General features: G+C 57.3%; 20 protein-coding genes, 5 pseudogenes and 1 other annotated feature. Of the genes and pseudogenes, 15 read left to right on the top strand and 10 right to left on the bottom strand.

Annotated features, from left to right (window positions below; all coding sequences use genetic code 11):
• Positions 1-426: 426 nt before the first annotated feature.
• Positions 427-870: a ribbon-helix-helix domain-containing protein gene (locus tag LDZ24_RS27915; protein ID WP_248324860.1), complete on the top strand. Its 444-nt coding sequence runs from the start codon at positions 427-429 to the stop codon at positions 868-870.
• 228 nt (positions 871-1,098) lie between these two features.
• Here LDZ24_RS27915 and LDZ24_RS27910 read toward each other — a convergent pair whose 3' ends face one another.
• The 4 genes and pseudogenes from LDZ24_RS27910 to LDZ24_RS27895 form a co-directional block, all read right to left on the bottom strand.
• Positions 1,099-1,506: a hypothetical protein gene (locus LDZ24_RS27910; protein WP_248324858.1), complete on the bottom strand. Its 408-nt coding sequence runs from the start codon at positions 1,504-1,506 to the stop codon at positions 1,099-1,101.
• A gap of 461 nt (positions 1,507-1,967) precedes the next feature.
• Entirely contained in the window at positions 1,968-2,138 is a 171-nt protein-coding gene (locus tag LDZ24_RS27905; protein ID WP_256465448.1) for an Rv2175c family DNA-binding protein, read from the bottom strand.
• A 447-nt stretch (positions 2,139-2,585) separates the two neighbouring features.
• Positions 2,586-2,729, bottom strand: a pseudogene (locus LDZ24_RS27900) (transcriptional regulator); the annotation flags it as partial.
• Positions 2,730-3,576: 847 nt separating this feature from the next.
• A protein-coding gene (locus LDZ24_RS27895; RefSeq protein ID WP_248324856.1) for an IS3 family transposase occupies positions 3,577-4,811 on the bottom strand; the annotation gives its coding sequence in 2 pieces (ribosomal slippage) (positions 3,577-4,457 and positions 4,457-4,811; 1,236 coding nt in all).
• A 1,225-nt stretch (positions 4,812-6,036) separates the two neighbouring features.
• Between LDZ24_RS27895 and LDZ24_RS28245 the strand changes: the two genes are divergently transcribed.
• Complete coding sequence (locus LDZ24_RS28245) at positions 6,037-6,192, top strand: DUF6516 family protein (RefSeq protein ID WP_371747516.1); 156 nt, start codon at positions 6,037-6,039, stop codon at positions 6,190-6,192.
• Positions 6,189-6,536 carry a transcriptional regulator gene (locus LDZ24_RS27885; RefSeq protein ID WP_248324854.1) on the top strand — a complete coding sequence of 116 codons (348 nt, stop codon included), beginning with the start codon at positions 6,189-6,191 and terminating at the stop codon, positions 6,534-6,536. Before LDZ24_RS28245 ends, LDZ24_RS27885 begins: the two co-directional genes overlap by 4 nt.
• 123 nt (positions 6,537-6,659) lie before the next feature.
• On the opposite strand, the gene LDZ24_RS27880 is transcribed toward LDZ24_RS27885, so the two are convergent.
• From LDZ24_RS27880 to LDZ24_RS27870, 3 genes and pseudogenes are all read right to left on the bottom strand, one after another.
• A complete protein-coding gene (locus tag LDZ24_RS27880; RefSeq protein WP_248324852.1) occupies positions 6,660-6,920 on the bottom strand; it encodes a hypothetical protein in 261 nt (86 codons plus the stop codon).
• Positions 6,921-8,726: 1,806 nt separating this feature from the next.
• Positions 8,727-9,365: pseudogene (locus LDZ24_RS27875) on the bottom strand (transposase); the annotation flags it as partial.
• Between the two features lie 69 nt (positions 9,366-9,434).
• A pseudogene (locus LDZ24_RS27870) lies at positions 9,435-10,381 on the bottom strand (IS3 family transposase); the annotation flags it as partial.
• Positions 9,963-10,079: a sequence feature (AL1L pseudoknot), on the bottom strand. It overlaps the preceding pseudogene by 117 nt.
• Here LDZ24_RS27870 and LDZ24_RS27865 point away from each other — a divergent pair.
• The 5 genes and pseudogenes from LDZ24_RS27865 to LDZ24_RS27845 all read left to right on the top strand — a co-directional run bounded on the left by LDZ24_RS27865 (position 10,337) and on the right by LDZ24_RS27845 (position 15,175).
• A protein-coding gene (locus tag LDZ24_RS27865; RefSeq protein ID WP_371747520.1) for an IS3 family transposase occupies positions 10,337-11,528 on the top strand; the annotation gives its coding sequence in 2 pieces (ribosomal slippage) (positions 10,337-10,635 and positions 10,634-11,528; 1,194 coding nt in all). The pseudogene LDZ24_RS27870 and the gene LDZ24_RS27865 sit on opposite strands and share 45 nt — an antisense overlap.
• A 778-nt stretch (positions 11,529-12,306) precedes the next feature.
• Positions 12,307-12,711, top strand: coding sequence for a type II toxin-antitoxin system HicB family antitoxin (locus LDZ24_RS27860; RefSeq protein ID WP_087128633.1), 405 nt, complete (start codon positions 12,307-12,309; stop codon positions 12,709-12,711).
• Positions 12,712-12,794: 83 nt separating this feature from the next.
• Complete coding sequence (locus LDZ24_RS27855; protein ID WP_143754646.1) at positions 12,795-13,061, top strand: hypothetical protein; 267 nt, start codon at positions 12,795-12,797, stop codon at positions 13,059-13,061.
• A gap of 77 nt (positions 13,062-13,138) precedes the next feature.
• Positions 13,139-13,525: a hypothetical protein gene (locus tag LDZ24_RS27850; protein WP_087128447.1), complete on the top strand. Its 387-nt coding sequence runs from the start codon at positions 13,139-13,141 to the stop codon at positions 13,523-13,525.
• A gap of 444 nt (positions 13,526-13,969) precedes the next feature.
• A pseudogene (locus tag LDZ24_RS27845) lies at positions 13,970-15,175 on the top strand (acyl-CoA desaturase).
• A gap of 644 nt (positions 15,176-15,819) precedes the next feature.
• On the opposite strand, the gene LDZ24_RS27840 reads toward LDZ24_RS27845, so the two are convergent.
• The 3 genes and pseudogenes from LDZ24_RS27840 to LDZ24_RS27830 form a co-directional block, all read right to left on the bottom strand.
• Positions 15,820-16,086, bottom strand: coding sequence for a hypothetical protein (locus LDZ24_RS27840; RefSeq protein ID WP_248324850.1), 267 nt, complete (start codon positions 16,084-16,086; stop codon positions 15,820-15,822).
• Between the two features lie 777 nt (positions 16,087-16,863).
• Positions 16,864-17,136 (bottom strand): hypothetical protein, encoded by a 273-nt coding sequence (locus tag LDZ24_RS27835; protein WP_248324848.1) that lies wholly within the window; start codon positions 17,134-17,136, stop codon positions 16,864-16,866.
• A gap of 1,395 nt (positions 17,137-18,531) precedes the next feature.
• Positions 18,532-18,714, bottom strand: a pseudogene (locus LDZ24_RS27830) (ATP-binding protein); the annotation flags it as partial.
• 1,010 nt (positions 18,715-19,724) lie between these two features.
• On the opposite strand from LDZ24_RS27830, the gene LDZ24_RS27825 reads away from it, so the two are divergent.
• The 7 genes from LDZ24_RS27825 (at position 19,725) to LDZ24_RS27795 (ending at position 25,526) form a co-directional block, all read left to right on the top strand.
• Entirely contained in the window at positions 19,725-20,765 is a 1,041-nt protein-coding gene (locus tag LDZ24_RS27825) for a PHB depolymerase family esterase (protein ID WP_248324846.1), read from the top strand.
• 262 nt (positions 20,766-21,027) lie between these two features.
• The gene (gene phaP / locus LDZ24_RS27820; RefSeq protein WP_143754727.1) at positions 21,028-21,594 is read left to right on the top strand and encodes a TIGR01841 family phasin; all 567 of its coding nucleotides are present in this window, start codon (positions 21,028-21,030) and stop codon (positions 21,592-21,594) included.
• Positions 21,595-21,985: 391 nt separating this feature from the next.
• Positions 21,986-22,702, top strand: a complete 717-nt coding sequence (locus tag LDZ24_RS27815; RefSeq protein ID WP_248324844.1) for a hypothetical protein — start codon at positions 21,986-21,988, stop codon at positions 22,700-22,702.
• 33 nt (positions 22,703-22,735) lie between these two features.
• Positions 22,736-23,197 carry a YsnF/AvaK domain-containing protein gene (locus LDZ24_RS27810; protein WP_248324842.1) on the top strand — a complete coding sequence of 154 codons (462 nt, stop codon included), beginning with the start codon at positions 22,736-22,738 and terminating at the stop codon, positions 23,195-23,197.
• 67 nt (positions 23,198-23,264) lie between these two features.
• Positions 23,265-24,167, top strand: coding sequence for a YsnF/AvaK domain-containing protein (locus LDZ24_RS27805; protein WP_248324840.1), 903 nt, complete (start codon positions 23,265-23,267; stop codon positions 24,165-24,167).
• A gap of 61 nt (positions 24,168-24,228) precedes the next feature.
• Positions 24,229-24,378 (top strand): hypothetical protein, encoded by a 150-nt coding sequence (locus tag LDZ24_RS27800; RefSeq protein WP_248324838.1) that lies wholly within the window; start codon positions 24,229-24,231, stop codon positions 24,376-24,378.
• Between the two features lie 272 nt (positions 24,379-24,650).
• The gene (locus LDZ24_RS27795) at positions 24,651-25,526 is read left to right on the top strand and encodes a manganese catalase family protein (RefSeq protein ID WP_248324836.1); all 876 of its coding nucleotides are present in this window, start codon (positions 24,651-24,653) and stop codon (positions 25,524-25,526) included.
• Positions 25,527-25,597 lie beyond the last annotated feature (71 nt).

Below are 25,597 nucleotides of genomic sequence, written 5' to 3'. Positions count from 1 at the left end.
GGCTTCGAAGAGGCATCCGGTGTTGACGATACGTTGGCTTTAAGTTGACGCAGCGTTGACGGTTGACTCTGCGAGCGTTGACGTTCTGTTGACGAGACGTTGACGGGCCCCTCGAAGCAAGCCAATTTGCGCAAAAAAGGCGTCGTCGGCTCCCCCGCTGGGCTCGCCGGCCCCGTTTCTCGCATCGGCCGAAGGGCGCGGAGCGCCTGGCCACCCCGACACTGGGGCATTTATCGAGAGCTTTTCCCGGAAAAGCTGAGGTAAGACCCGAAAACTGCATCTAGTGGAACATAAAGAGTGTGTGCTCGCGCGACGCAATTTTCGGCGCTTAGCCTTGTGGATATTGGGCTAGCAGTGTGTTACATTTCGCGCCTTCCGATCGAATTTGTGCGTCAATTGACGCACACCAGTTCAAGCGCCTTTGAAATGACCAAAGCACACACATCCGTTCGTTTAGAGCCCGCGCATCAAGAGCAGCTGCGCGAAATTGCGGAACGGCGGTCAACGAACGTGACGGCACTCATCAACGAGGCCGTCGCTCAGTTCGTTAGAGAAGAGGGACTCCGGGACGAGGTTCGCGAGATTGAGCGGCGGCTGAATGCGACGGCAATTCAGACGCAGAAAGAGACGGCACGGGTAGGGGATGACGTGCAGTTACTCATCGCGCAAGTCGATCAATTAATGAGGTTCGTATTCCAGGCAACGCCAGAGATTTTCGACAAAGACGCTGCGGCAATAGTAGGTTCGCGCCGATATGCGGGGTTTCTTGAGTCGTTTCACAAGCAGTTTACTGGCCGAAAGCGTCGTGCGCTATTCGCAGCAGACGTCGACGATGAAGAAAACGGCACGAAGGATTTACGCGAAGACTGATTCGTGGTCCCACGTCCTGTTTTAGTCCGCGTGATCGGTAGTGTCGACCCGAGAATTGAAGCCGTCAGCGAGTTCGTGACACTCCCGACGCGCGCTTCTCACGAACGCGATAGGCGATAGGCGATAGGCGGTATAGCATCCCACCACTCGTGAGAGCGTGAAGGCAATCAGTCTGCAATAACGTTTCAGATGTCGCCGAGTGAGGTGAGTGCGGAAGCTTTGACGCAATTAATCCCTATGCTTGACAGGAGCTGCGTCCAATTCATCAAAATATTGGCCGAGCAGTTCTACCATCGTTCGCCCGCTGATAACCTTCGCCTTACGCAACGCAATCACCAATTTTTCCGTTCTGTCAGGTCCGCCAACAGGCATGTCGTCGTCGCTTAGAGAAGTAATCACTCTTGCCAAAGCGGAGTTGCCGGTTTCGACGTACTCCACGCCGTGCTGTTCCGCTAGTTTTGCGATGTAATTTGCGACGCTCGTTCCAAGGCTCTTCCCAGTCGCGTCTAATTCAGCCGCCGTACATCGGATGTCAGCGCGTGGAACATCGAAGTCAGCAGCGATTTCCTGTTCGCTGGGCTGTGCTAACGCGTCGGCCAGCGATAGCCAATCTGAGCTTGGTTTTTTGAAAGTCACGGTCTTCCTCTTGAAAATTGAGGTTCGGACAGTTTTGCATCGGCGCAAGGCGAGGGGTAAATTCCGATAAGTCGAACACAATCTCCAGCATCTTATGCCAAGCCTGGGCTCGAAACCATACACGAAATCACCGCCTTGTCACCGATGCATAGTCGTATCCCAGCGCTTAAGGCATGCTGATTAGTCGCGGTCGTGGTCGCCAGCAAGTGATAGATGCTCTCGTGCGGCGACACGCGCGTTAGCTAAACGAAAAGAGACGGCCGCCGTTCCAACGGATAGGGCGAGTATCCGATGCAGAATGCCGCCGCGTTGTGTCATTCGTGGATCGCCGTCAGGTGCAGCATAGCCCAGCAATGGCCTTAACAACCGCAATCAATCCCCGACCGTCCCCAATGCCAATATCAGCACATTGGCCAGTTCACCAGCCGAGCCATGGTGCTTGTTTGCTCCGCATCTAATCTTCACTCGCTGCCGCGTGCAAGGCACTGGAGCAGGGCACGCACACGGTCGTGGCCGCGCTCTGTCGCAAGCGCATCAATCGGCCGGATGCCATCCAGTTGCGGTGTGGCAGCTAAAAGCCATAGCATGGCCGCGAGGCGATCGTCGAACACCTTATCCGCTAGAGCTTGCATTCTCAATACGCGGTAGGCGTGATCACCGGCTCCGTGGTAGAAAGAACGTAGCGCCTGGAATGCAAAATATTCTGCTTTGGGGACCCACGTCCTTACGCTCGGCTGGCTGATTTCGTCCCCCAGATTCCATGTGACGATCCAGTCATCCGCTTCAACCGCCGGCGGTGGATCGCGCCGGGTTTTGTCGTTCATGTTCTGCTGCAAGCGCCGCAAGACAAGGTCCACTTGGCCTATTTGAGCACTCGGCCGAGCGGCATCGGTTAGGTTGTCGCAGCTGCTAACAGTGGCGGGATTCATGTCTTCGACTGAGACGGGCTGACCTGGATTGCGAATCACTCCCTTCAAAGCCTCGATTTGGCCAGTTGCGAACTCGTCGCACGGCAGAGCGCAAGCATCCCCGGACTCCTTCAGCGCCTGCGCCTCGCGAAGAGCGGCGCTAAAGCCGCGCTCGTAATACTCCACAAGAATGCTCAAGACCTCCAGCTTGTCGCCCTCCGGGGTGCCAGTTTCGGGGTCTCGGTCAACAAGCGCCGACACTTCTACCAGCGCTGCCCGATAGTCATTCTCAGTGTGAAGTGGCCGAATGTCCATTTTTCGCTCCGCGGCGTGGCACTTCAGCAGTGTATCGCGCAAGGTGCAACCCCCGGCGACGTCGGCGGGCACTCACTGGCGCGGGCAGTGTCAAGACGACGTGAGTATTCGACAGGTGGGAGCCTGCGCGTGTCGCTACGTGAAGCGCTTCGCACGTCCGCTTCATCATCGCGAGTGCACGACTGAACCGCTTCGTCACGGCGTCAGCGTCCCTCCCGCACCCCGCCTGAGCGTGCCGCATCCGGCACCACTGACCATCCCGGTCTACCAATCGCCATCGCCGCGAACCCTCTAATCGCAGTGGGGCATTCCGCAGTTTCCTCCATCGGGCTTATTCGACGCTTGCCAACACGCGCAAAGGCACCGTCACATGCGGGTGATTGGTGGCAGGCATCGAATAACCCTTAACGTTAGGCGTCACTCTCGTGTGGACGCAGAAACGTCTCGTGCGCTCCAGAAAGGATTGCTTTAGCGCCACGAGTAGAGTAATTCGACATTCGCCGCACTATGAGGCACAGTGTCGGGACGCACCCAGGTGGGCGAAATCTCTGTCGGCGAGGAAGGTCAAGATGAAGCTCTGCGTTGACTGCAAACACTACCGGTTGAACCTTCAAACTTTCCCATCGAATATCGACTTGGCGGCTAAGAATGCGCTGTGCGCTATCAAGCTCGAAAAGGTGAAGGACGCAGTCAAGCGCGATCGCGTTACTGGCGTTGTAGTGCCCGACGATACGGCACGTGCGCAGGCAATGTGCGCGATCCAGCGCATACCATCATTCCCGACCGATCTGATGATGCGCAGCTGCGGCCTGGACTTGCCCCCGCATAACCGGACACCCGGTCACACTTAGGTTGGAGAAACTGCTTGCCGACGAAACTCACGCGGCGAGCGGTATTTCAGGGCACTGTGCGGGTGTGACTCGTTATAGTGCTCAAACGCGATAGCCAGGTTTTGCAGCGCCGTCCTGGCGTCGGGTTTCGGCATCCACGATACGTAATCACGCTTCATCGTTTTAACGAAACTCTCGGCCATCCCGTTGCTTTGCGGGCTTCTGACTGGCGTCGTGACCGGCTTCAGTCCGATTTTCCGAGAGAACTTTAATGTGTCGTCGGCAATGTAGCAGGAACCATTGTCGCTTAACCACTCGACTTCGCTTTCAGCCTTCAACGCGCCGGCGAAGCGCCTTTCGACGGCTTGAAGCATGACGTCACGCACCATGTCGCCAGTGTAGCCCCCTGTGCTTGCAGCCCAACTCATGGCTTCGCGGTCACAACAGTCGAGTGCGAAGACGACACGCAATGGGACACCGTCATCGCAGCGGAATTCGAAGCCATCCGAGCACCAGCGGCTGTTGCTGCTATCCACCGCGACCTTGCCGTCATGCCGACGCGTAGATGAGACGTGACGAGGGCGACGTTCCAGCAGCAGGCCGTGGCGACGCATCACTCGATACACCCGCTTTGCATTGACGCGCGGTTGAGCCAGCGCGTCCCGGCTTCGCCTCAGCAGCGCCCAAGCACGTCGGTATCCATATGTCGGCACACCGCCTAACAGCTCCTGAAGTTCAGCGACAAGCGCCGTGTCGTCGAGGACGGGCATCTTGCGCCGGTCAATCCAATCAGCAGACCGCTTCGACTTGACTGCTAGATTCGAGCGCGACACACCCAGGACTTCACAGACCGTCTTCAACGGTCGTCCCCCGGCAGCAATGGTGAGCGCGCAGTCAATTTTTTTGCTCGACCATACTCCACTGCTTCACGGAGGATTTCTACCTCCATCGTCTTCTTTCCAAGCAATCGCTGCAACTCGCGAATCTGCTTCATCGCTTCGGCTAGGTCGGATGCGGGTACAACCTGCTCGCCGGCACTGACCGCCGATAGGCTCCCGTCCTGATAGAGCTTGCGCCAGCCGAAGACTTGGTTGGCATTTACTTGATGCCGGCGAGCGACACCAGAAACGGTTGCACCGGGCTCGAATGTCTCGCGAACTATCGCGAGTTTCTCATCAACTGAGCGCCGGCGGCGCTGCTCAGGCTGGGTCAGAACTTCTAGATGTTCCACGTTGTGACTAGGCTTAAACATAGGCAGAAGACTACCTCAAAATTTAAGCGTCACCAGATGTCCGGCTTTTGCGGGGGCCAGCCCACGGCCGCCGGGCTCGATGGTTCCAAACGCGTCCGCTTGACGCTTCACGACAAACCGGCAGCGGTCCCAAGGTGCACAGGGACGCTGACCGTCTTCCGGTGGACAGCCGGTAAGGCGTTGCGCCGCTGTTGCTCAGACCAAGCAATCGTCACCAATGGGCTAATCAGCGAAGCTGACTAAGATGTTAGGCCGGCTCTCACCGTGATCGCCGGATAGGGCGAAACGTACGCCAGGCAACGTGCTTGCAAGATGCCCAGGGCCAAGAGCTATCGGTAACGCGCATTCTCGTTGTCGAACAAGGAATGCAAGGAGGCCTGTGAGCGAGATCAAGTCTTTGGTTGCACGTGAGGCGACCACGCCAAGGCGTTTGCGGATCAAATGCACGTTGCAACGCCATACAAGTTCAATGCGATGCATCGTCTGGTGATGTAATGGCGGACACTGTGAGAAACCGGACAAGGGCGTTGAACTTTACCGCGCATTCTTTCGGCGTTGAAGGCGACGAAAGGAGCTGTGGTTCTAGACGGCGTAGTGAAGAGAGCGCTTCAGCTAGATGACGTATTGGCAAAGCTCGACGCGAAGATGATGAAATTGGCAATGACTTTGCGAATTGGATAGACGGGTGCGGCTTCGCGGCGTATTCCTTCAAAAGACTAGCTCGACCGCCATTCGTACCACGCGCGCCTTAAACACAAAGTCACCGCCCTAGATGTGAATGCCGTCGGGCCACTTTGGTGAAGTGCAGGCGGTGCAGTTGGCCGAAGTGCGTCGAGCGTGCCGTTGCGTCGTCGTGCGTTGTTGATTGTCAAGCCAACGATCGGCGCATTCATTCACGCACTGGTTGTTGCGCGGGCATATCGTCGAGGCTGACTCGCGTGGATGGACCTACGGAAGTTGGGAGCACGTAGTACAGGAGCGCAAAAAAGTAACGGTCCGGTTGCAATGCAACTAATCGTCTTCGTTGGAACATCCTGCAAACAATGGTGCTGACATGATTGACAACACTGGCGCGTGTTGTCATTGTTGTCAACATGAATGCAATACGCCTCTTGAAACGCCGTGTCCCCGTCGATGAGACGTCATTTGCGGCTTTACTTGTCTGGAAGGTTCCGCACCTGTCGAGGGCAGCGCACACTGCTACAAGTACAGTGCCGCGTACATCGTGAGGAACGTATGCGTGCTTCGTTACGACAACGAACGCGGGAAGGGCGACCATAAGCATGTTGGTGCAGTCGAGACGCCCTATGCATTCACGACGCCGGAACAGCTTATGGCTGATTTCTGGTCAGACGTAGACCAATGGAGGGCCGAACAATGACTACGGTAACGCTTGGGGTCGCCTCCCGCGACGACATCACTCGAAGTTTCGCAGCGGCAATACGCGGCGAAGAACAGGGCGAATTCATTAGCTTCGCAACGCCCGAACTGTTGCTCAGGACGCTTACCCAGCTGCGCTGGGACATCCTCAAGAAGATGACGGGCGCGGGCGCAATGTCGATTCGAGAACTTGCCCGGCGCGTCGATCGCGATGTCCGCCGCGTGCATGATGACGTTCTCGCGCTAATCAATGTTGGCGTCTTGGAACGTTCGGACAACGGCGACATCGTTTTTCCCTATGATTCTATCCACGTTGATTTCACGTTACAGGCCGAGGCCGCCTGAATGGTGTTAGGCGTGGATGCGGTCCACCGCGACTTACCCGTGTGATCTCCGAAGAGCCGTGGGCATTGGACCGCTACTCCAATCCTTTCCTCCAAAGCGCCATCGCTTGTGATGGCGTGCGGTTTATCCCTTACCCACCGGTGGCGCATCGCCTTCATCCGAGTGCGGAAGCAGCCCGAGCTGACGGGCCGTCGCGCTGGGCAGCCGTAGCAGCACCGTGCCGGCCTTGCCCCCTTGAACACTGTCGATCATCACGACGTCGGCTTGCACGCCTTCGAGTTCGAGGTAGACCACATCATCCTTCTCGAACGCCTCTTCATAGAGGTGCCAGGATGGCTCCTTTGCTTCGCCGCAGTGATACCTGATAGATGTCTTGGTGCTCATGGGGCGCCTTAAGGGTCGATGGACACAGAAGCCAGCTTATCGTCGACCAGGCTGTCGTCCAACAGTCCAACACACATCAGCGAAGAGACGGCAGTTGCCTCAGCAAAAGCTATTAGATCGGCCCTTGGCTCGGAAAGGCCGTGCGCCATTCGAAGTCAGAAGGCATGAGGCACGACAAGCACGACGACGTTGGGGAATGAACGTCAGATGACTCAGTGCGGCCATGAAGGGTCACTCGCGCGTACTGTCGTTCAGACATTCAGGCGTCGATTCCAAGCCGCAACCGGCCATTACGTTATTTCTGAATGGAGCAGCGTTGATGCTCGGCCAATGCGGACGCTCAGTTATCGGCGTCGTTGGCGCGGACTAAAGTCAAGCCCGTCCTCATCGAAGGCAAAAGCTACCGCATGAAAGACCAGGACGGCACCGATCCCGCGACCGCGTGATCGCCTTCGCCATGGTGCGTTTCAAACCGTCCGTTTAGACGAAATTCACGCCGCTGCCAACACTAGTCACTCGGTCCAATTTAACCCGGCCCATTTTAGTCAACTGCCGGGGCGGATATCGCGCTATTCTGTAATCATTGCGTGGCCCACTTGGGACCCTGAATTGGAAAACGAAAAACACGAGCCTATTACGCTCCGTATCTACCGCGCACCTTCTGGACGGTGGGCGGGCTGTCTCCTTGTCGGCGAGGCGGACATTGGCTCTTTCGACGGATACGACAGCCCGGATCAAGTGGAGGAGGCTGCGCGGGAAACGGGCGTGTACCCGGACCGCGTGGAGGTGTATTAGTCGTATTTGTCGAACTGCATCGTCACAAACAAAGAGGCCCACCGAGGGTGGGCCGAAAACTTCAATAAAGGACCGTACGTCAGCCTGACTCATGAGCCGGCGCACGCGTTCCACAGTACGCCCTGTGGCGAGGAAAGCAAGCGATTTAGTTGCTAGGTAGAGCCAGTAAGGGCGAGGTTTCCGGAACTATTGCAGGTAACAAGTTTTGGCAAACACCATGCTCTACTAGGTATCTGTGCTCTGTGTGTTACGGGCCAGATCTACAAAGAACTTGCCCCGTGTCGGGTCGCCTTTTTATTTGCGTAGTCCAGCGTGCGCGCAACTCGCTGCCGCTCATTGGTCTAATGGAAGGTAGCGATTAGCTCACCATGAATACGTACTATCTGGTCCAATACTCGTATGGCCTCATATAGCTCATGTTCGATATACTGTGGCTCTCTACCTGCATCTAATGAATCGGCTATAGCGTCGATTAGCGGTTTCGTTATATTGGGTGAAACTTTCGCTAGCTTGTGATGCAGATTCGTACGGCGTTGAAACAGCATCCAGTACTCGTATCGGTCTGATACGAACAGAGACAGCCCCTCGTATTGCTCTTTCGGGATATTGAGCGAGTCTGCGATATCTTTAACGTCCTTACCCTTAGACGCCATATCGTCTATCACGGCTGCTAGGTCCTCACTTATAGCATTCAGGAAGGTCTCAATAGTTTGCTCCATTTCAAATCCTTGTTAAGTTAGCCGCGCGTCCACAACTTAATAAGACACTCGGCCGTAGCATGAGAAAGACGGTGGAAAGGGCCACACTAGTTCTTGTCCGCTAATCGTTGCGAATTACCAATAGATGACTAGTTATAGCTGTATTCGGCCTGAAAAGATAGACATTCCGGGGGGCAGTCGTAAAAACAAGGCGTTTCGGCCATGACACCGACAGGCTCCCCTCAGCATAACTGCCAAAATCAAATAAAACTGTTGAAACAGGCCAAGGGTGGCAGAAGCGACAAATATCTAGGATCGATTCATCATCCGGGAAATCTACCTGCAACCGATTAGCAATTTGTTCAGGTGACCAACCATTGACCCACTTTCGGTCCCCGCGATGCGGTTTATTTCGCCCCTTGAACGGCGTCTGCTTGGGTCCGTCAATTTTACGACCGTCAGCGTCATGTACCTTGCCCTCCAGGCGCTCCCGTACATATTGACGCAGTTCTACATTAGTCGCCAGTTTCGCGGGCTTGGGTCGTTTAGCGAACCGTTCAGCCTTCCACTGCGCAACCGAAGCACGATACTCGAGACACCCACCTCGAGTCGCAGCATTGCGCGTAAGTTCTCGTGATACGGTCGATGCATTCCGTCCGATACGGCGGGCGATCTCGCGCACCCCGAACCCCTGGACAGAGAGCAAGGCTATTTCTTCCCGCTCAGCGAACGACAGGTATCGACCAGCGATAGGTTTGGACATGAATAGTGGCATGCTGCCACGATAGCGGAACCAACGCGAGCCTACCGCTTGTGATGCGCCTACCGCCTGCGCCGCTTTCTCGCTTGTAATGCCGGTCGCGATCTGTTGCCAGAACCGACGCTCAACCTCATGTCCAAGTGATGGGGCGCCCGGGGAGTACATCGCTGCTCGACCCGTCAACCGATACACCTGCTTTGCCGTTCGCACCATGCAACACCCCCTCGATTAAAGGTGTTGCGACGACCGGTTGAATCCGCCTTGCGACCCGTGGTCGCTATGGTGAATGAGCCCGGGCGGTGGCTGGCGATCGTGTAACGCCTGGTTCAGTGCATCCAGCACGAAATCAGTTCGCATCGATGCCGACACGCGCCAACCGACGATACGGCGCGCAAACACATCGGTCACGAAGGCCACATAGACAAAGCCCGACCATGTCCAGCAATAGGTAAAATCTGCGACCCACAGCGCGTTAGGCCGTTCGGCCCGGAATTGACGTTTGACCCGGTCCAGCGGGCGCGGCACCGCATCGTCGCGCTGCGTCGTCTTGATCCGGCGCCCACGCCGCACACCTTCGAGGCCCATCACCTTCATCAGGCGCGCAACCGTGCAGCGCGCGACCTTCACGCCATCGCGCAACAACTGGCGCCAGACCTTGCGCACTCCATACACGCCGAAGTTCTCGTCCCAGACCGCCCGGATGAGGGCATTCAGTTCAATATCGCGATGCGCTCGTGCTGGCCATTGCTCCGGATCGCTGCGCCGCCCAGCGTGCCGGTAATACGTCGACGGCGCGATCGGCAGCAGGCGGCAGATCGGCTCGATACCGTAGACGTCGCGATGCTCATCGATGAACGCGATCATGGCTTCGATCGGCGGTCGAGCTCCGCCTGCGCGAAATATGCGGAGGCCTTGCGCAGGATCTCGTTGGCCGTGCGCAGTTCACGATTCTCGCGCTCCAGTTCCTTCAGACGCGCCAGCTCCGAAATTGTCGCGCCCGCTCGTTGGCCACGGTCGCGCTCAGCCTGAATGATCCAGTTGCGAAGCGTCTCTCGCGACATCCCCATCTTCGAGGCGATCGAGCGGATTGCCGCCCCCTGCGTTTGATACTCGTGTTGGTGCTCGAACACCATCCGCACCGCTCGCTCACGGACCTCATCCGAATATCGCGTCCCGGTGGGCTTCCTTGCCTTGCCTTCGCTTTCCATGCTTCAAATCTCCCGTTACAGCCAAGATCCGAAGTCTCCTACATTTCCGGGGCGGTTCAGGAAGCCGCCAGCCGATTATCGTTGTCAGTCAAGACGCTGGGCGCCTGGGTCGTTGCTGAACGAAAAGGGACGCTGGCGAAAGTTGGTGGGACGCAAAAGCCACAGAACGAGCTAGAAGCGGAATTGGCGCGGGTCAAGCAAGAGCTGGCAACAGTTACGATGGAGCGCGACATCTTAAAAAAGCGACGGTCTATTTCGCGAAGGGGTCGCGGTGAAATACGACCGGATTGAAGCGATGCGACAGGAATATCCGATCGCTGTGCTGTGTCGGGTGTTTGGGGTGGGAGCCAGTAGCTATTACGCTTGGCGTCGACGCGCCGAGTCGCCGCGTGCACGAGAGAACGCCCGGCTTGAAGTCCAGCTTGCCGCGGCCCATGAACGAACCCGGCACACGTATGGGCGAGAGCGGTTGCAAGCCGATCTGAGTGATCACGGCGTGCGCGTTGGCCTTCATCGCATCAGGCGCATTCGCTCCAAACTGGGACTTCGATGCAAGCAAAAGCGAAAATTCAGAAATACGACAGACTCCAAGCACGATCTGCCAGTCGCACCGAATTTGCTGGAACGCAATTTCGACATGAGCGCGCCGAACCAGGCTTGGGTAAGTGATATCACGTACCTGTGGACCGACGAGGGCTGGTTGTATCTTGCTGGTATCAAAGACCTGTTCAAAGGCGAGTTGGTCGGCTACGCCATGAGCGAACGGATGACTCGCAGCCTGGTGATGCAGGCGTTATTCAGCGCGGTGTCGCTCAAGCGGCCACCGGCGGCACTGATTGTCCATTCCGATCGCGGCGCCCAATACTGCTCCCGCCATTATCGGGATCTGACAAAACAGTTCGGCATGACGATGTCGATGAGCCGCAAGGGCGATTGCTACGACCATGCGCCAATGGAAAGCTTTTGGGGGTCGCTCAAAAACGAACTCGTGTATCACTGCCGATTCGCGACGCGCGCTGAGGCTCGACAAGCCGTCACCGAATGTATCGAGATCTTTTACAACCGGCAGCGAAAGCAGGCCCGTCTTGGCTATCTATCTCCTGCCGCCTTCACCCAACAATTTAATAAGATGCGACTCGCAGCTTAGACCATTGCTCTCCACGATTGACGACCGACCTCAGCGCCTCGCTGGTCTACTTTTCGAGACCGCCATGGTCATGAGCGTCGGTAAAGGCGTTTGACACCCGCGCATCGAAGGCGACGACCCGGCGTAGCACTGCGCATCTAGGCCATTCATCTTCTATACGCGGCGGCAGAGGTCGCAAAGCAACGCATTAAAGCGCCTTTCATCATCCTGCCTATAAGTCCGCATCAATGCGATCGGGAGTGCGAAATACGATGACCCAGCCGCGTAAGCTGGCCAAAATAAATCATCTCCCGCGGCGTTCAAAGGTGTACAGTCGGAACACGCCTCGCGTTTTATGGAGGCGGCCTTCAGAGGTATTTATGCGACTAGAAAATAAGAATGCACTTCCCACTACGGCGAACGAAACGCCCTACAACCGGGACCGTCGGACGCGCCACCTCGTTCTTCAAGCTGAGGACGCTGAGCGGGCAGACCAAAGGCGCATCAGCTATGCACTCATCGATTCGACTTTGAGCAAGTGGCGATATCCTGCTGACCGTATGAAAAGCCGATCTTGACGCACTTATCTAGAATCGCTGCTTGACGGCTTGTTCACCAAACGATGGGCCTATTTGATGGGCCGAAACTGCAGACACGAGCTCTGTGGCGGCCAGCTTACCGTTGCCACGGTTTCCCTACACTGACGGCGCGCGGGTAGTTGGCCTTCGTTGACGGAAGCGTTTTCGCGACCAAACTATGAGTATCGGCTCCAAACGTGGGCAGTCAGAGGGAAGACCTTATGCAATACCCAATATATGTGCACGGTGACAGCCGTAGCGGTTTCCGCGCTAGCTTCGCCGATCTACCCCTCGCCTGCGCTCATGGCGCCACGCTCGATGAACTCCGGTCGAATGCACAGGGCGCGGTGGAACTGCAGTACGACCGAAGTGAGCAGCTCATACCCGCGCCGACCGGCAGCATGTCGGAACTCCAGTCGTTGGCAATGGACGATGGTCAGGGCATTTGGATGTACGTCGAGATCAACCTGGTGCGGGTCACATCGCAGGCTGTAAGCGTTGAGTTCAGCCTTCCGGAGAGCCTGCTGCGTCAAGTCGATGCGTGCGCAAAACAGCGTCATCTGACGCGCTCTGCGTTCTTTGCACTCGCTGCGGCGCGTGAAGTTGGGGGGCATAGAAATGGATAAATGTCCGCGATCCCGGCCGTGGCTCGCGATGCCAGATTGAACATCAATGGGCGTCTAAGTAAAGAATATAGAAGTAAAGACTTATGGTTGTTCGTATCGCTCAAAATGCGGTACGAGCGCAACGCGTCGTTGCAGCTCATCTCGATGGAGGTGAAAAGATCATGATCGATGAACCGGTAGATGCGGAAGGACCGACGGAGAGCAGGATTAGCAGGCAGGCCGCAGCGAATGCGACGGATGATGGGATGCGGATCGCCGAGGACGACGACGAAAAGGCCGTCGAACAGAGCACGGAAAACAGCCCGGAGAAGGAAGTGGTTCAGGAAGCGCGAACTGACGGCGATACGTGAGACCACTACGACGGGGAATACGACCACGTACTGACGAATTTTGGATTCGTGCGGGGCAGAGTTGAGAGGGGATTGATATGACCCAGCTAAGCGAAGACTGCAGAAAACATCTGTATCGCATGATCTTGGAGTTTCCCGGAAAGCAAACTGTATTCATGCTTGCGGCGAATCGCAACGATGCGTGGAGAATAGCGCTTCGCGGAGTGTGCGCTGTATATAACGTATCGACAGATGTCGTTTCGCTCTACGGCCTTCACTCTTGCACAGAATTGGTTGGATTCGGGAGGAGCAGAGACGAGGATTTGCGGATCTTTGAGATGGCCTGGTCGGACGACGATGTTACTGAATGGGTGTCCTCGCCGCTGTTTTTGACGGGAGACCCGACGGTTATCTCTCGTTGGGTTGAGTTGCAAGCCACTCTTCAAATCGACGCAACGGCAGCAACGGCGCGCACATCGCTGTGATACTGCGACCCCAGACGTGGGCACGTATGGCCAGGTTTCGCGGAGCGCCATGCGTCGCGTCGATATTTCTCGTAATTCGCGCGGCATCGAAAACTCTTGCGATGCGGAACGGGATTGCACTTTCCTTCTGCCCCCGATTTATCGAAAGTATCTGCCGCATCGCCAGGTGCCGCGAGCGACATCGCAGAAGTCGACGCCCGCGTCATGACGGACAGGAAATTTACGTTGCAGGGAAATTCATTAGCTTCGTCATGGAAACAAGCGCGTCGATAGCTGGGTGCGGGGGATCAAGTTGAGCCGGCCTTAGCGCTCGGCCTTGATGCCAGGCGGCAGGTGGTTGAGACGCGGGCGGCTGAGAATGGGCTTTGCCGGATACCAAATCTTTTAGCTGTCATGCCAGTGAACAAGCACACATCTGTCGCTCAGCGGCTGAAAGAAGTTTATATGTTAGGCAATCTGCTCCTGTTCCTCTCCAGTGGCCTAGTTGCGCTTTCATGGTGGCAAGTATTGCTGAGCACGATCGTGATGACGCACATCACGATCGTTAGCGTGACGCTATACCTTCATCGCTGCCTCGCGCACCGCTCGCTCGACCTGCACCCGGCCGTCCGTCATTTCTTTCGGTTTTGGCTTGGTTGACGACTGGCATATCCGGCGGCTCCTGGGCCGCGGTGCATAGGAAGCATCACGCGAAGTGCGAGACGGCGGATGACCCGCATAGTCCGCGAATGCGCGGAGTCCGTAAAGTAGTCTTTGAGGGAGCGGAGCTGTACACCGCCGAGTCGCTGAGTGAGGAGACCTTGCGCAGGTTCGGTTCGGGTATGCCTACGGACTGGCTAGAGCGAAATGTATATATGAGATACCGAAATCTTGGCGTCAGCCTGTTGATGGTCATTGACGTTGCGCTGTTCGGCGTGCTCGGCGTGGCGGTGTGGGCGGTGGAGATGATGTGGATCCCTTTCTGGGCGGGCGGCGTTGTCAACGGCTTCGGGCACTTCCTCGGCTATCGCAACTTCGATACCGATGACGCGAGCACGAACGCGATTGCATTCGGCATCCTAATCGAAGGGGAGGAACTTCACAGCAATCACCATGCATATCCGACGTCCGCTAAGCTGTCGAACAAGTGGTACGAACTCGATGTGGGCTGGATGTACATTCGCATCCTGTCGGCGCTCAAGCTCGCGACTGTCAGGAAAGTGTCGCTGCCGCCGCGCCTGATCGCCGGCAAGCGCACAGTCGACGGCGCCACGCTGCAAGCGCGGTACTGCGTCACCGCCATGAGGTCATGGCCTCATATCTAAAGTCTGCGGAAGTCGTCTGCGTCCAGGCCTTAGCGAGGGACCGGCACCTCCGTCGCCGGGAAAAGATTGTGCTTCGGTGCAGCGTGCGCGAATTGCTTCGGCCGCAGGCGTCGGCCGCTTGCGGCAAGCCGTCTCAGCTGCCGCCATTCCCCGGCGCGTGGATAGATAACTCGACGCTGCGCACCTGCATCGAGTTGCGTCACGGACCGTTGGTTATCTGGGCTCATTCGAGTGCGTCGCGCGAACAGCTGTTCAGCAGTTGCAGAAGTGGTGCCGCGCGGCTGAGCACAGCGGCATCCAGGCGATCGAGGCGTTTCCATTGCGTCTGCGCCAGTACGCGGTCTAACGATCACCGGTGTCCGTCGGTATTGACCCCGCGATGAAGCTCGTAGCGCCCGCCGGCGGGGAGGAAGATGCGCAGCCGTCAGGGCGCCTCGTACGCATGCGGGGCGCCTGTTACGGACCGGGCAATATTCTTTCGGTTGCGGAACTGATGAACGTATTCGCGCGATCTCGGCACCGGACGAATACCTCTTGCTATTAACGGCATGTCCCGCCGTCCAATATCGCCCCCGATGGTACGTGCTGGGCGAGTTGCAAGCGATTGACGGCTCGTGCGATCGTCTGTGGTGAATTGAACAGGCGCACAAGCTGCAGCGGCCGACCTTGGTCAGCGTTTGTACCTCCCATCCTCGTAACGATCGAGTCGACGCAAGAGCTCATCAATGGCCCCGGACTGCTGTGGAAGGAGATGAAACGTGTTGACTAGGCGAAGCAAGCGATCGCGCCAGTAAAGGTGCGGTAGAACTGGCCGTGGGAAACGTGAATCGAATTCCCGTTCAATCGCCATTCGGATATGTACAATGTCCGCATCGATGACGAGCAGGTCGTACGCGCACAAGTGCGGAATTGCTCTCGCCATTGCTCCTCTCTTCTAGTCGTTGTTCATCTGCGCCGTTCAATAGGGCGTTGGCAAAACTAGGCATCGCATTAAATATCGTCGTACTGTTCTATGCGCTTCAATAGCCCGAAGATTGCCTCGCGCTGATGCGCGAGCAGACTTCGCCCCGTGAGAAGGTCCAACAACCGCTGACGCCAATAAGCGATGGTGAGGACCGGCGCCGCCTGCTCTTCACTGAGTTCCCACTCGATCGCGAAACGAATATGCGCAATCTCGCCGTCGATCGACCGCAGTTCATGGGAAAGGAAGTTTCGACGACGCTTCGGGGCCATTATCAGTGCGCAAATATCGTGCATGCACCGAGTGGCCTTCCGGACAATCGTAAGCGCACACGGCTCTGTCCCGGAAGATCGGCGGTCGTAACCCCACATCTGATAGGCTGTGGTTTGGCTCCGCTGGACGAACAGGATCCGAGAAGGCGGCCAAAAAAACGTGGGATCCGTCGAAGCAATCGGCCGCGAGCCAGGCAAACCGCGCGGGCCTCGCGCCTGGGGGATATATCGGTTTGGCGAAGAAAGCTCCCGGTTGTAACTGCAATTTCGCGTGAGTCGGTAAGCAACTCCATCGAGGACGCCCGTACAGGGTCCTGCGCAGGAAGCGCGTCGATTGCGAGCCTGGAGTACCGGGCGGCGCGTTCCGAGGGCGTTGGGCCGACATGATGACGCGGCGCGTTGATCACATAGTTGGATAAGCGAAGCCATTGGCCGAGTGAGATATCGACAGGCCAGGGCGGCTATCCTGTCGACGCCTAAAGGCTGAGTTTTCCGCGCACTCTTTCGATCACGTGACTGTCTCTGAAGCACCGAGCCTCCTCCGCGCGCCGGACACTCTGCCGATACCAGTAGAACGAGACGGAAAATATGATCGTCATCGCCGTCAGGATTGCGTAGATTGCATATGTCATAGTCACCCCCTTAGCGGTGCCTTATTCGTCGTTTCGGTGACCCCGTAGGGAACCGGCAACACGCGAAACATCCTGCTGTCGCGAAAGCCATTCGTGGCCCGCGCATCCGAGCGCAATCTGCGCCTTCTGGGCGCCATTCAGAAATAAGCCATCCGGGATACAGCATACGTCAGAGTTCGTTTGCCTGAACCTTGCCATCTACAATGTCCTTGCCGTATTGCATGGCCGAATCGATGGCGTCGATCGCATTCGTAGGGTCAGTCGCAGCGTACACAGTTGTGTAGCGCCGCGGGTTCACGTTGCTGCGTTGCATGTCCTCTATTCGCACAACGGAAGAGAACCTTCTCGGACCTTTGGCATACGGGTCGCGATGCAGGGGGAATTCCTGATGAGAGTAAGCACGGAGCTCGTACCCTCTGTATTCGATAGTGGCGATGGTCATGATGGCGCGGTCCTTTTGTGATGCTGACCGCCAGCAACGGTGTCGATGCAGATAGCGATAATCTGGCGGCTAGAGGTACGTTTCGTGTCACTTCACAATGCGCCTAATCCCATAGCAAAGCAAACTAAATTGCGTCAGGATTCAAAAGAAATAGCGCTCCCCCCAGCTACGCAAGCGCCGGGACCGCCGAATGAGCTACTCTGCCGCACGGCGCTTTGGCGCAGTGCTCCTAGTCGCAAGCCAGGTGCGTCCGGGCTATCTAAAACAATGCCCATGTTATGCGACAGCGGGGCGATCACCCGGTTTCAAGACGCCGGAAAATCGACGATCCCGCCCGCATTATGGTATCTGCCAACAGTCCATCGCATCGAAGCGGCCCCTGGATCAACGTTGGGGACAAGGCCAAAGCACGCCACCACTCGTTGCTCGCCGCGCATTCGCAAGGTCGTTGGCCGTTGGCCGGGGCAGTCGCGGGCGGGTTTGACTTCAGTTCGACTTTCGGGGTAGAGCTATCCATGTCTGTCGGCCGGGCCCCGCGGCGCCTGTCAAAAATATATCTGAATCATGTAACTGCTGTCTGCGCCAGCGTGCCGGTAGCCCGCGTCCACTGTAGAAGTCGCTCATCAATACGGCGACAAGCGCAACTGTCGCCAAATACGATAGATCATTGCAAAAGTAGCCCTTTATTCGGCGTGCGCCGCTCATCACGCCTGCCTTCACCCAGGGATACACGACGGCCGTGAGCAAATTTCCGGACGCGAGACCTGCGTGCCAACGGCCTTCGAAGGGGACGCGAGCCGCGTTACGTCACCTTCCGCGTTGTCGACGGAAGATGCCGGGTGGCGTCACTCCGTCAGCGCCGGCGTCCCGGCCCCAGAAGGCTGCTATCGAATAAGGCAACTTCGTCAAACAGTTCGATACCGCTGAGGTTTGTGGAGTTTTGGCGGAAGTTCAGCCGGGGACATGACTGAGGTGGCTGAGCGAGCCGGGTGGTTTATGAGCGGTGACCTGGCGGGCTTCGACCTTCGCGCAGATGCGGTCGAATTTGCGACTAAGTGGGCGCAAGAATGGCTTCCATCCCGCTTCGGTTAATGCAACGCAGCCGCCCGCGACCGCCGGTCTCTGCCAAGCAATCGCGCCACAATGCGCCACGCCGTCGGTCTGCTCAAGTTCGTGCGGCGTGCGTTCCGGTACCAAACCGCGCTGCGACGCTGACGAGTTCCGGAGATGTCGAGTGATTTTTGAGCCGGGGTGGAGACCGGTCTAAGCGAGACCCGGTGTGAATAAGTGTATGGGTTTCCGTGGTCGTTGTCCTCCTACGTATGAGAGTGCGTTGCGCAGGGGAAGGTGCGGATGGCGTAGCCCGTAGTAGTTTCCCCTGCGCGGCGAACGAGGTCAGGCGGATTTGGAGGCGCCGGCGGCCTCGCTCTTGCGCGCCGCTTCACGCGACCGGATGCGCTTCTTTGCACTGGCGCTGCTATGCCGGAGACGTTAGCTATCGTTGCCAGTCTCCCCGATGGGGCAGTGGTGCGTCAGCCGACCGAGCAATGCCGTGGTCATCTTCGCGTCGCCGAACACATGCCTTGTCCGAATTTAGTTGACCATTACATAATCCCGCCTATTCTTCGAGAGGGCGACTCGCCTACCAGCCTTGATCGCGGAGTTGAAGATGTCAGACCGATGGGGTTCCCCCGACAATCAGCCACCAGTGCGACCCGGCCCCCAACGATGCGTCATTTTGTTCGGCGGCGCCGACACTAACAATGCACGTTCTTGGGTGATACTCGGAGATGCCGACGCGAATAACATTACCTACCAATCACAAGCCTTACCGGCGCTGCTGGCGCAGGGCTGCACGGTCGCATCGGCCACGCCAAGCGGTAACGAAACTTGGCTGCTGATACTTGATCCGCCTTCATGAAACATCTGCCTGTTGTCAATGCTCACGAGCCAATGTTCAGCGCCAAGGCACCAAGGATCCTACGCTCCGCGATGAGCAATGCGAGCCATCGCCGAATCGAGGCATCTTTGGCCTTTGCCGCCGAGGCCGCCGCCGCTCTGATGTACTTCAGATCATCCAAACTAGCCACTTGTCGCCTGATCAGAGGTTGGCTGCTGCTCGATATAGAGTGGCCCAATGCGGATCGGCAACGTTCAATGCGTGGAAGGAAGCGGGTACGTTTCGTATTTGCTGCCTAGCTGCGCTTTTGGACCGTCCCCCGACCGACGGCAGGGACGGCCGCCGGAAACGATGACCGTGTTGCCACCTCCCATCGGAATGTCGATGCCTTGTGGTACCTAAACTCGTAAATATCTTTATTCGCCTTCGCGCCAAGGGTAAACGCGGGTACGATGAACCTGAAATCGAAGTTCTAAATCTGGGATCAACGCCATTACGAAAGCAAATTGATCTCCAACGATATTTGCTTCCGAGCCCGACCTTCCCAACAGCCACGCGTCCGACCTGGTTTCCAAGGATTCACCGCATTAGTCCTCGCCGAGAAAAATACATTCGAGTTTCCCGGTGGCGGGCCATTGTTAGATCGATACTCGACACTCGCGCAAATCAGTCCGAATAAAAGGGTCCAATGAAAAATATCAACGCAACAGCCGTAATGCACAATTCGGGTCACCCCTCTTTCGACAGTTCATCGTCTCCCTTAACAGGCTTGTTTGTTTCTCGCGTCGCCAACGACGTGGTCGAAGCTGCGAATTTCGATTCGTGCTCACCGCTTCAATCCGGGCCGCAATGGCTCTCAGGTCGGTTTTCCCATCCGACGGGTGTCCACGACTTCAAGGTCTACGTTCCGGCGAATTATCGCGGCGCACCCACCTCCCTTATAGTCATGCTTCATGGCGCCAGCCAGGACGCCGATGACTTTGCTCTCGGCACCGGAATGAATCTGGCCGCTGAAAGTGGCGGCTGTATCGTCGTTTATCCCGAGCAGGGAACGAGTGCCAACATGTTCAGGTGCTGGAATTGGTTTCGGCCGGCAGATCAGGTCCGCGATTCAGGCGAAGCCTCGATCATCGCGGGAATCACGCGCGAGGTGATGGCATGCTACGGGATCGATCCGACCCGCGTTTTCATTGCCGGATTGTCGGCCGGCGCGGCGATGGCAGTGAACCTTGCGGTCACTCATCCCGACCTTTACTCGGCCGCCGGGATTCATTCAGGCTTGGCGTTCGGTGTCGCCGACGAAGCATTTTCGGCGATGACCGCAATGAGGACGGGAACCTGCATCGCCCAGCTGAGCGCCGCACGAGATGCGATGGGCGTCTGTCGTGCGGTGCCCCTCATCGTCTTTCACGGTGATCAAGACACCACGGTGCATCCGCTGAACGCCCAGGGGCTGATGCAGATGCATCGGAACCTGATGCTCGGCACGGATGAGGCATACGCCTCGGTTACCACCGAACTCGGACAAGTGGAGCAAGGCTATCCCTATACCCGCAACACGTATCGACGTAGCGGCGGCGGGGAGGTCTTCGGCGAACAGTGGCTGATCCACGGGCTTGGTCACGCTTGGTCGGGTGGCGATCCCAACGCCACTCACACGGACGCCCGGGGTCCGAACGCTGCGCGAGAGATGATGCGATTCTTCGAGGCTGTCGCCGACTCACGATAGATGGGCCCCCAGGCGCTCGGCCAAATAGGCAGCGCGTCGAAATAATAATTGGGTCGTTTATACCTTTTTCAAATTATCCAGCTTAGGAATAAAAAAGGGCGGCGTAAAAAATACGGACCGCAAATTGCATTCTTGCATAAATGAAATAAGGCTTGACGCTTGAATTCAATGCTGTAGGATGAATTTCACCGTGCAATGCAGCAACGCATTTTTCACCTCTCCAGAAATTCCAAACCCGTCTAAAAATTAAACGGAGCAATTCATGTTCTTTCTTCCTCCGCAGCAAATGGCAGCATTTCAAAAAGCTAAATTCCAGGCGTGGATGAGCTTGACTGATAAGTATATGGACGGCTTTCAAAAGCTAACGCAACTTAATGTGCAAACCATTAGAACGCTCATTTCCGAAAACGAGGGTGCAACCAGGCCAGCGCCTGAAAATGCCAGCGACGTGAACGAATGGCAATCGAAATTGCTTACGCAAGTTCCGGAAAAGGCAGCATCGTATAGTCGGCATTTTTTTGCGATTGTCTCGGCAACAGGCGAGCAGGTGGCGCGAGAGGCGCAAAGCCAGTTTGCTTCATATGGCGGTCACATGAACGAGATCTTCAAGACTGCGGTTGATCACGCATCCGAGGCGTCGGAAAAGGCTGCTGTGGCCTTGGAGACGAACTTGAAGCAAGCGACCACGGCCTCGGCCGAGGCGACAGCGAACGCGGCTGATTCCCTGGCGAAGGAAACCCAGTCGAATGTCTCGGCCGCGAGCAATGCAATGAAGACCGGCGCCGATACGGCCGCGCAATCGATGAACAAGCCGAATCAAAAGCACTAAGCATCTACAGTGCCGCTGCTTCGGGATAGTCTCTGCAACGACAAGCAAAGGCCCGCTTCCGAGCGGGCCTTTGTTTGTTGAACTCCGACAGCACGCGAGCGCGCCCCGTCGCAAGCTCGCTGGCTGCCCGCCTTTCCAAACTTTTGAATCATCCCTCAACTCGAACTTGCTCCAGTGCAACGCGGGACATTGCGTCGTGGACAATAAATTCTTTCGATTCTCACGCTTGGAGCGGATACCCCCTATTTGCATTCGCACAAGTGGCGTAACTTGCAGATAAGGGTTCGGGCCGTCGTCCGACCCACCTGGGAATAGCCCTTGCACTATACACCACAACATCAATTTTCAAGAATATCATTTTTTTCGTTTTCCTAACTTCACGGATTTCAAAATGCGCCTGCTCACTACACAAGACGGTCTTCCCCGTATCTCCTGGGGTGCCGTCATCGCCGGGGTCATCCTCTCCCTCATCGCTTATCTGATCCTCACGGTGCTCGGAACTGCAATTGGAGCGTCTGTCCTGTCGCCGCTTACTCAGCCCGATCCCGCGCGCGGATTCGCCTTCGGGCCGGGCGCTTACATGATCGTGATGACGGTGATCGCAGTGTTCATCGGTTCATACTTCGCCGGCCGTTGCGCGCCGGTACTGGGCTGGCTTCATGGCCTCCTCGCCTGGGCGGTGATGATCATCGTTATGGCTTACGGCGCAACGTCGCTGGTAGGAAGCGCCGTCAACGCCGCCGGCAGTATTGCGTCGACAGGCGCGACGGCGACCGCGGCAGCGGGTCCGTCCGCAGCCAGTGGAACGATGATCAGCTCACTCAAGGAGCAGGTCCAGGGCGCGGTGGCCTCGGCGACGGCCATGGCCTCCAGTCCGCAAGCTGAAGCCGACACACGCCAGGCCGCAGACACCGCAGCGCGCGGCGTCGCCCGTGCATCATGGTTCTCGTTTGCTGCGCTCGTGGTCGGCGCGATCATCGCAATCGTTTCCGGCGTTGCGGGCTTTCGCCATCAGCCGCCATTCGAGGACGCCGGTGGTGCTGCATACAAGGACGACGCCGTGCGCTCACCGCGACGCACCGTACCGGGCAGCCGTCCTGCGCACTGAGCGCGATACAACTTTGCGAGTCGGAGGACGGGCATGAGCGGTAACGATGAACCGACGCCGAATCTCGAAGGCGGACCGGCCACCTTAATCGCGAGCGAGGAACGGCTTGCCCTTACGGCTCGCGAACAGGAGACCGGCGCGCTTCGGGTTCGAACCGTCACTCATACCGAGCTACACGAGCTTCCCGTCGTCTTGCACAGCCGTACGGTGCAGGTAGAACGCGTTGCAGTCAACAGATTCGTCGACGCCCAGTTCGCCCTGCACCAAGAGGGCGACACCTTGATCGTGCCCGTCTTCGAGTACGTGCCCGTGACCGAATTGAAGCTGTTGCTCAAAGAAGAGATACGTATAACGACCGTCGTCTCTACCGAGACCGACGTTCACGTTGCAGAGGTGCAGCGTCAGCAGGTCGTCGTTGAAAGACGAGTCGGATCAGCGGGAGACTGGATTGCGGACCCCGCGATACCGTCCTCTGGCGCAGGCGATTCCGTTTGAAATCCCGCTGTATAGATTTTATTTCCTGGCCGCACAGCAGGCTGCTCAATCTCATTCGGAGTTTCACATGACTCAAGTAATCGTAGGTGTATTCGACTCGTTTCAGGACGCCGAGACCGCTGTCTCCCGTCTGGTCGCGAGTGGCCTGAAGCGTACCTACATGGAAGTGCATGCCGCTGATCGAGCCGGCGCGCCCGGTGACGTTGCTCTAGCCGACGCTCGACCGTCGACCGTAACGACCGAAGAAGTCGGCGTATTCGGCAAGATCGAGCACTTCTTCAGCAATATCTTCGGCGCCGACGATCGGCCAGAAGAAGTGGGCCATTATCAGGAAGCCGTCCGGCGCGGTGGCGCGTTGCTGACCGTTACGGTGGCCGATGGAGCGCGCGTCGGGATGGTTCGTTCGACAATGCACGAGGCGGGAGCCGTAGATGTCGATGAGCGAGCCGCGCAGTGGAAAAGCAATGGTTACACAGGCTTCGACGCGACAGCCAAGACTTACACCCCCGATGAGGTCATCGCAGATCGCAAAGCGTTCGCAGTGACGCGTGAATCGCTCGACGTGGGCAAGCGCGAAGTGGAAACGGGTGGTGTGCGGGTCTATTCCCGTTCCACGGAAACGCCTGTTTACGAGAGCGTAAATCTGCGCGAAGCACACGCGACGATCGAGCGGCGGCCGGTGGATCGCATTGCCACGGCAGCGGACCTGAAGGAAGGCTCGGTAGAAATTCGTGAAACGGCTGAGCACGCCGTGGTGGCAAAAACCGCACACGTGATTGAAGAGGTCGTCGTGGGCCGCGAGGCAACGGAACACACGGAAACCATCAATGAGACCCTGCGTGGCACGGATGTCGAGGTCGAGCGTGTTGGCGCGAGCGCAGCCGGTCTTGAGCCGGCGGAATCGGAACTTTCGCGTGGCGTGCCAAGCGCGAATGAATCGATGATCAAGACGCCGACGAAATCTGCCTAAATCAAAGACAAGGCGATTGCCCGACAGCCTGGACTGCGCTCGCCTGCTCACAGGAGCATCCATGAAGAATCCCTGGACGAAAAAGAATCCGTTTATAAGCATGTGGTTAAGCGGCGCGAACACGGTGATTGGCTCGGCGCGAGGTCGCGCGAACGCCGCAGCAAAGCGCGGTGTGGTCGATTTCTGGACGGCAGCGCTTACGCCCGCCTGACCCAAAAAGCGCAAGGTAAATCCATAACTGACCGCCGGTGCTCACATCTCATCGCGAGATGAAGTCACCTCTTCCCGACAAACCCCATCAGCAACCTGAAGTAAATACGCCAAAGCGATATTCGCTTTGAGAACTGAGCGCCTTCATGAGGAGGCGTGCCGCGTCAATTCTGGCGCGGGACCGCTCGGCGAAAGATCGTCACTCGCGAGAAACGTTCACCAAATGCGCAACGTCGCGCGTGTGGCGAAAGCTCTTCTCCAAAGGAAAAAGTCATGTTCATTCATAACAAGCGCCTTCAATATACGGTGCGCGTCGCGGCGCCCAATGCCGGTCTTGCAAACCTGCTGCTGGAACAGTTCGGAGGACCGCAAGGCGAACTCGGCGCTGCGTGCCGTTACTTTACGCAGGCCGTGGGTGAGGACGATCCCGGCCGTAAGGATCTCCTGTTCGACATTGCAACCGAAGAATTGAGCCACCTGGAAATCATTGGTTCGATTATCGCGATGCTGAACAAGGGTGCGAAAGGCCAGTTGGCCGAAGCGGTCGAAAGCGAGGCAGAACTTTATCGCTCGATGACCGGCGGCGGCAACGATTCGCACACCACGTCCCTGCTTTATGGTGGAGGGCCAGCGCTGATCAACTCGGCCGGCACGCCGTGGACGGCTGCGTACGTCGATACTATCGGCGAACCGACCGCCGACCTGCGTTCCAACATAGCGGCCGAAGCACGCGCCAAGATTGTTTATGAGCGGCTCATCAACGTAACCGACGATCCGGGCATTCGCGAAACGCTGGGCTTTCTAATGACGCGAGAGATCGCGCATCAAAAGTCATTCGAAAAAGCCCTTCATTCGATACAGCCGAACTTTCCGCAAGGCAAACTTCCCGGCTTCCCGGAATTCACCGGCGTCTACTACAAGATGTCGCAAGGCGAAGAGTCAGCAACGCGTGGCCCGTGGAATGAGGGACCGGAGTGGACGTTCGTCGACGATCCCCGACCCGCTGTGGATGGCGGCGATGGATTGGCGACGGTAACGGTGACTTCGGCGGATGTGGAAACACTACAAGCCATGGCGGCACGTACGGCTTCCGACGTTAGCAGCGACCCGGTCACGGGTGCTGAACTCGGGGCGGGTCAAGCTGCCTGACTCGTGGCGTTGCGCCTAGAAATCCGCAAAAGCGGCCCGCAAGGGCTGCGTCGGGTTGGCCGTCATACACA

This window comes from Caballeronia sp. Sq4a (assembly GCF_023170545.1).
Taxonomy (GTDB): Bacteria; Pseudomonadota; Gammaproteobacteria; order Burkholderiales; family Burkholderiaceae; genus Caballeronia.
This window is presented reverse-complemented; position numbering and strand designations above follow the sequence as displayed.

Coding starts and splice junctions, on each gene's coding strand:
- LDZ24_RS27915 (WP_248324860.1), top strand. CDS start 427: ATGACCAAAGCACACACATCCGTTCGTTTAGAGCCCGCGCATCAAGAG.
- LDZ24_RS27905 (WP_256465448.1), bottom strand. CDS start 2,138: ATGCAAGCTCTAGCGGATAAGGTGTTCGACGATCGCCTCGCGGCCATG.
- LDZ24_RS27885 (WP_248324854.1), top strand. CDS start 6,189: ATGACTACGGTAACGCTTGGGGTCGCCTCCCGCGACGACATCACTCGA.
- LDZ24_RS27880 (WP_248324852.1), bottom strand. CDS start 6,920: ATGAGCACCAAGACATCTATCAGGTATCACTGCGGCGAAGCAAAGGAG.
- LDZ24_RS27860 (WP_087128633.1), top strand. CDS start 12,307: ATGCAATACCCAATATATGTGCACGGTGACAGCCGTAGCGGTTTCCGC.
- LDZ24_RS27855 (WP_143754646.1), top strand. CDS start 12,795: ATGGTTGTTCGTATCGCTCAAAATGCGGTACGAGCGCAACGCGTCGTT.
- LDZ24_RS27850 (WP_087128447.1), top strand. CDS start 13,139: ATGACCCAGCTAAGCGAAGACTGCAGAAAACATCTGTATCGCATGATC.
- LDZ24_RS27840 (WP_248324850.1), bottom strand. CDS start 16,086: ATGCACGATATTTGCGCACTGATAATGGCCCCGAAGCGTCGTCGAAAC.
- LDZ24_RS27835 (WP_248324848.1), bottom strand. CDS start 17,136: ATGACCATCGCCACTATCGAATACAGAGGGTACGAGCTCCGTGCTTAC.
- LDZ24_RS27825 (WP_248324846.1), top strand. CDS start 19,725: ATGAAAAATATCAACGCAACAGCCGTAATGCACAATTCGGGTCACCCC.
- phaP (WP_143754727.1), top strand. CDS start 21,028: ATGTTCTTTCTTCCTCCGCAGCAAATGGCAGCATTTCAAAAAGCTAAA.
- LDZ24_RS27815 (WP_248324844.1), top strand. CDS start 21,986: ATGCGCCTGCTCACTACACAAGACGGTCTTCCCCGTATCTCCTGGGGT.
- LDZ24_RS27810 (WP_248324842.1), top strand. CDS start 22,736: ATGAGCGGTAACGATGAACCGACGCCGAATCTCGAAGGCGGACCGGCC.
- LDZ24_RS27805 (WP_248324840.1), top strand. CDS start 23,265: ATGACTCAAGTAATCGTAGGTGTATTCGACTCGTTTCAGGACGCCGAG.
- LDZ24_RS27800 (WP_248324838.1), top strand. CDS start 24,229: ATGAAGAATCCCTGGACGAAAAAGAATCCGTTTATAAGCATGTGGTTA.
- LDZ24_RS27795 (WP_248324836.1), top strand. CDS start 24,651: ATGTTCATTCATAACAAGCGCCTTCAATATACGGTGCGCGTCGCGGCG.